General features: G+C 73.7%; 5 protein-coding genes. 3 read left to right on the top strand and 2 right to left on the bottom strand.

Annotated elements, in window-relative coordinates; genetic code table 11:
• Positions 1-156: 156 nt before the first annotated feature.
• Together E1264_RS40190 and E1264_RS40185 are read left to right on the top strand one after the other, a co-directional pair.
• Entirely contained in the window at positions 157-867 is a 711-nt protein-coding gene (locus E1264_RS40190) for a response regulator transcription factor (protein WP_207936867.1), read from the top strand.
• Positions 864-1,979, top strand: coding sequence for a HAMP domain-containing sensor histidine kinase (locus tag E1264_RS40185; protein WP_132182431.1), 1,116 nt, complete (start codon positions 864-866; stop codon positions 1,977-1,979). Before E1264_RS40190 ends, E1264_RS40185 begins: the two co-directional genes overlap by 4 nt.
• 1 nt (position 1,980) lies before the next feature.
• Here E1264_RS40185 and E1264_RS40180 read toward each other — a convergent pair whose 3' ends face one another.
• Both E1264_RS40180 and E1264_RS40175 read right to left on the bottom strand, forming a co-directional pair.
• The gene (locus E1264_RS40180) at positions 1,981-3,813 is read right to left on the bottom strand and encodes an asparagine synthase-related protein (RefSeq protein ID WP_165964630.1); all 1,833 of its coding nucleotides are present in this window, start codon (positions 3,811-3,813) and stop codon (positions 1,981-1,983) included.
• A 151-nt stretch (positions 3,814-3,964) separates the two neighbouring features.
• Positions 3,965-4,324 carry a hypothetical protein gene (locus E1264_RS40175; protein ID WP_132182427.1) on the bottom strand — a complete coding sequence of 120 codons (360 nt, stop codon included), beginning with the start codon at positions 4,322-4,324 and terminating at the stop codon, positions 3,965-3,967.
• 302 nt (positions 4,325-4,626) lie between these two features.
• Here E1264_RS40175 and E1264_RS40170 point away from each other — a divergent pair.
• Positions 4,627-4,927, top strand: a 301-nt coding sequence (locus E1264_RS40170; RefSeq protein WP_132182425.1) for an STAS domain-containing protein, incomplete at its 3' end; no start/stop codon positions are given.

Raw genomic sequence — 4,927 nt, 5'->3', positions numbered from 1 at the left:
GGGTGGCGGTGCGGGTGGGGGCGGCCATCGGGCCATTAAAGCGAGGATCATCCCATGATGCGAAGTAGACGACGCGTGTCGTGATCAGTTCCTTACAGGGTGATGACGTGCGAACGGGAACGGCGCCGGCGGCCGTAGCGTGAAGGCGTGAACTCCGTGACCCCTGCCGGCCGCGTCCTCGTGGTCGACGACGATCCGACCGTGGCGGAGGTCGTCGCCCGCTACCTGGCCCGCGACGGCCACGACGTGGTCTGCGTCGCGGACGGCCCGGCGGCGCTGCGCCGGGCCAGGTCCCTGGACGACCCGCCGGACCTCGTCGTCCTCGACCTGATGCTGCCCGGGATGGGCGGCCTGGAGGTGTGCCGGCGGCTCCGCGAGACCTCCGCCGTCCCGATCGTGATGCTGACCGCGCTCGGCGCGGAGACCGACCGGCTCGTCGGGCTGGAGACCGGCGCGGACGACTACGTGACCAAGCCGTTCAGCCCGCGCGAGCTGGCCCTGCGGGTCCGGTCCGTGCTGCGGCGGGCGCGCGGCTCGATGGTCCCGGCGGGGCCGTCCGGCCCGCTGCGGGACGGCGACCTGGTGGTCGACGTCGCCGCGCACGAGGCCCGGCTGCGCGGCGAGCGGCTGTCGCTCACGTCCCGCGAGTTCGACCTGCTGGCGTTCCTGCTCCGCCATCCCCGGCAGGCGTTCACCCGGGAGGAGCTCCTCGAACAGGTCTGGGACTGGACTTTCGGGGACTCCTCCACCGTCACCGTCCACGTCCGGCGGCTCCGCGAGAAGATCGAGGACGACCCGACCACGCCCCGTCGCATCGTCACCGTCTGGGGCGTCGGCTACCGCTACGAACCCGTGGACGCGTCATGATCCCTTTCGGGGCGCTGGTGGAGGTGTTCTTCTACGCGGCGCTCGCTGCGCTCGTCGTCGCGGGTGTCGCGCTGGGCATCCTGTACGCGCTGCGCGGCCGGTCGATCGCCACGCAGCTGGTCGTGGTGTCCGCGGCGACCGTGCTGGCGACCGTCTCCGGCATCCTCCTGATCTCGTTCCTGATGCTGATCAACGACCATGACCGGTCGGTCGTCCTCGTGGTGGTGATGTCCGCCGGGGTCGTCGCGCTGGGCGTGTCGGTCCTGCTCGGGCGCCGTCTCGTGGCCGCGAACCGGACGCTGGTGGACGCCGTCCGCGCCGACCGGTTCCGGCCGCCGTCCGGGCCGCTGCCCGCCGAGCTGGCCGAGCTGTCGCGCGAGCTGCAGGCCGCCTACGAGCGGCTTGCCGCGTCCCACGAGCGGGAGCAGGCCCTGGAGGCCAGCCGCCGCGAGCTGGTCGCCTGGGTGAGCCACGACCTGCGCACGCCGCTCGCCGGGCTGCGCGCGATGGCCGAGGCGCTGGAGGACGAGGTCGTCGCCGACCAGGACACCGTCCAGCGGTACCACGAGCGCATCCGCGTCGAGGTGGAGCGGCTCAGCGAGATGGTGGACGACCTGTTCGAGCTGTCCCGCATCCACGCCGGGGCGCTGCGCCTGTCCCGGCAGCGGGTCGGTCTCGCGGACCTGGTCGCCGAGGCGGTCGCGGGCGCGGAGGCGCTGGCCCGGGCGAAGGGCGTCCGGCTGCACGGCGACGTCCGCGAGGGGCTGCCCGTCCAGGTGGACGCGGGCGAGCTGGGCCGGGCGCTGCGCAACCTCGTCGTCAACGCGATCAGGCACACGCCGAGCGACGGCGCGGTCGAGGTCACCGGCGAGGTGCGCGGCGGCGAGGCCCGGGTGACGGTCGCGGACGCCTGCGGCGGCATCCCCGAGGACGACCTGCCGCGCGTGTTCGACGTCGCGTTCCGCGGCGAGGCGGCCCGGACGCCGGGCGGCGGCGCGGGGCTCGGGCTCGCCATCGCCCGCGGCATCGTCGAGGCCCACGCCGGTGAGATCGGCGTCGCCAACGAGGGGCCCGGCTGCCGCTTCGAGGTCCGCCTCCCGCTGACGGTCTGAATCAGGCTGCGGGGATCGGGATCCTCACCGGGGACAGCTTCGGGGCGGGGCCGCGCCACGCGCCCGACAGCAGGACGCTGAGCGTGTACGCGTGCCATATCTGCTTCGACCAGCGGCGGCCGGTGGTGTCGGCGAGCACGTCCGCGATCGCCTGCCGGTCCACGAGCTCGAACAGGGTGGCGGGGCCGTCCATGATCTGCTCGGTGAAGATCCGGCGGAACGCCTCGTCGCCGGACAGGCGCCAGTTGAACGACGCCGTCCGGCCCCGCGCGGGGAGCGCGGCGCGCGCCTGCCACGCCCGGCGGCCCGCGAGGAGCGGGCGCCGCCGCTCCCGGTCGAACCGCCACCGCTTGCCCTCCGGCGGGATCTGGACGAGCGCGGGCGCCAGCTCCCGCAGCAGCAGGAAGAACGGCTCCTCGCTGCGCCGCCACGACGCGGGCAGGGACAGCACGTCCCGGACGACCCTGTTGTCGAAGAACGGGTGGTAGTACGGCGAGTTCATCAGGACCGCGCTGTGCGAGCCGACGATCCAGCGTCCCGTCCGGTAGTACAGGTACAGCTTGTCCAGGACGTCGAAGCCGTCCCGCTCCGCCCGCCCGGCCCAGCGGGCGTGCTCGGCGGCGGCGAGCGCGTTCGCCTCCGGCGTCATGATCGGCTCCGCCGTGCGGAAGATCAGCCGGACCCGGGCGAGCAGCCCGTCGGCGCTGATGTCGTCCTGGTCGTACAGGAAGCCGCCGCGGAACGTCTCCCCGCCCGACCCGGACGTCTGCGGCACGAGGCTGTACGGGCGGTAGGCGTTCACCAGCTCGTAGGCCGAGTTCATGCCCTCGCACATGCGGACGACGTGATGCGCGCGCCCCAACGGATGCGGGACGGCCACGGTGTCGCGGCTCGGCTGCGGGACCGTCAGGTTCACGCGGTGCTCGATGCCGAGCGCCGCCGCGACCCGGGCGCCGAGGATCACGTCCGGCTCGTCCGGGAACCCGTGCGTGGACGCGCTGAACCGGACCCCGGCCGCCGCCAGCGCCGCGGCCATCAGCCTGCTGTCGCGCCCGCCCGACAGCGACAGCGTGACCGGCTCGCGGTGCCGTGCCAGCGGCGCCGCCGCGGCGATCAGTGACTCGGCGAGCGGCCGCACCGCTTTCGCGCGGCCCGCCGCGTCGCGGGGCGCGGGGCCCGTCCGCGGCACCGGCAGCCGGCGGATCACGGTCGGCTCGCCCGGCACCGCCTCGAAGACGGTCGCCGCGGGCAGGGCGGTCACGCCGCGGAACGGGGTGTCGTCGTTGGTGAAGAACCCGTGCCGGACGATCGGGTGCAGCGCCTCCACCGCGAGGTCGACGGACGGGTCCACCAGCCCGGTCTCCAGCGCCCGCGCCACCAGGTGGACGAGCAGCGCACGGCTCCCGGCGATCCGTACGCCCCGCGTCTCGGCGTGGTAGACGGGGCAGACCCGGGCGATCGCGGTCGCGGCGGTGACGCCGTCGTCCCCGGCCCGGAAGGCGGAGAAGACGCCGCCCAGCTCGGCGGTGACGTCGCCGAGGTCGTCCTTGGCGAGCAGGGCGTCCGCGTCGCGCTCCGGGTCGGTGAGGTAGCCGCAGTACCCGAGGACGCGGTCCGGCCTGCCGGTGAGGATCCCGGGCAGCGGCTCGCGGTCGGGCTCGTTGGACCAGCCGAGGAGCGCCGCGCCGCCGCCGGGCGCGGTCCAGGAGTCGGCCGACACCACGTCGCCGGGGACGGGGAACGCCTCGCCGATGGCGCGGTGCGCGGCCTCGAACAGCAGCGGCGCGAGCCGTTCACGGGCTCGGCGGGCGGACAGAGCGAGATAGACGCGCACGAGTACTCCCCACGCGGGCGGGACCCTACGACATCCGGTCCCCTCACCCGGCGGGACGAATTCGGGACGACGCTCGCGCGGACACTCGGTGAACAAACCGCGATTTCTGTAACACGGAGTGACGCGATGGTTGCGGCTACCGGTCGAGCGGCTACTGGTCGAGCGTCTCCGCCATCGCGCGGAACGTCGGGCACGGCCATCGCGACATGCAGGCGCGGCACCGCCGGATGGGGCTGCCGGGATCGCTGGTGATGCCCCCTGCCTCCTGCGGCCGGTGTAGGTCGAGCAGCCGGACGCCGAGCTCGGCGAACGCGATGACCTCCTCGCGGGCGCCGGACAGGAAGGCGATGTCCTCGCGGGACAGGCGCGTCTTGATGGGGACGAAGCCGCCCTTGTTCACGAGCCGGCTCAGATACTGGGTGGACGAGCGCCACGAGCTGGACTTCGCCGAACGCGCCCGGATCGTCTCCAGGCGTTCGCGCAGCCGGGTCTCCCTCGGATCCGCCTTCATCGCGCGGCGTACCCCCTCACGCGTGTGCCCCTGCCGCTGTTGCACCCGTCCAGCCTCCCCTAATCCCGGGCTCCGCGAGACGGGAACCGCCGAGTTCGCCCGGACCCCCGCTCCGGCCTGGTCCGGGGCACTCGGGCGCGCGCCGTGGAGCGCGCTTCCGGCCCGGTCAAGGGTGAAATCGCGAAATCACGGTGCGTAGTTCTCAAAGCGTACGGGACCGTCCGAGCGGCGACACGCCCGCCCCGCAGGGGACTTGGCGAACTGTCTGGCCCGCGGGCCGTTCCCGAGATAGTGTGCCGGACGTGGAGCTAAACGTCTCGACCGCGTCTCAGGAGGGTCACGCCGTCGTCACGGCGACCGGTGAACTCGACCTCTACACCGCGCCCAGGCTGCAGGCGGCCCTCGCGGGCCTCCTGCGCGAACAGGTCGACCGTATCGTGGTCGACCTCAGCGGCGTCGAGTTCTGCGACTCGACCGGCATGAACGTGCTGCTCGCCGCCATGAAGCGGCTCAAGGAGCAGGGCGGCGAGCTCGAACTCGCGGCCCCGCGCCCGGCCGTCCGGCGCATCCTGCAGGTCACCGGGCTCGACACGGTCTTCACCG

Origin of the sequence: Actinomadura sp. KC216 (genome assembly GCF_004348535.1) — a bacterium.
Taxonomy (GTDB): domain Bacteria; phylum Actinomycetota; class Actinomycetes; order Streptosporangiales; family Streptosporangiaceae; genus Spirillospora.
Note: the sequence above shows the minus strand (reverse complement) of the source record. Positions and strands in the feature narration are given on the sequence as shown.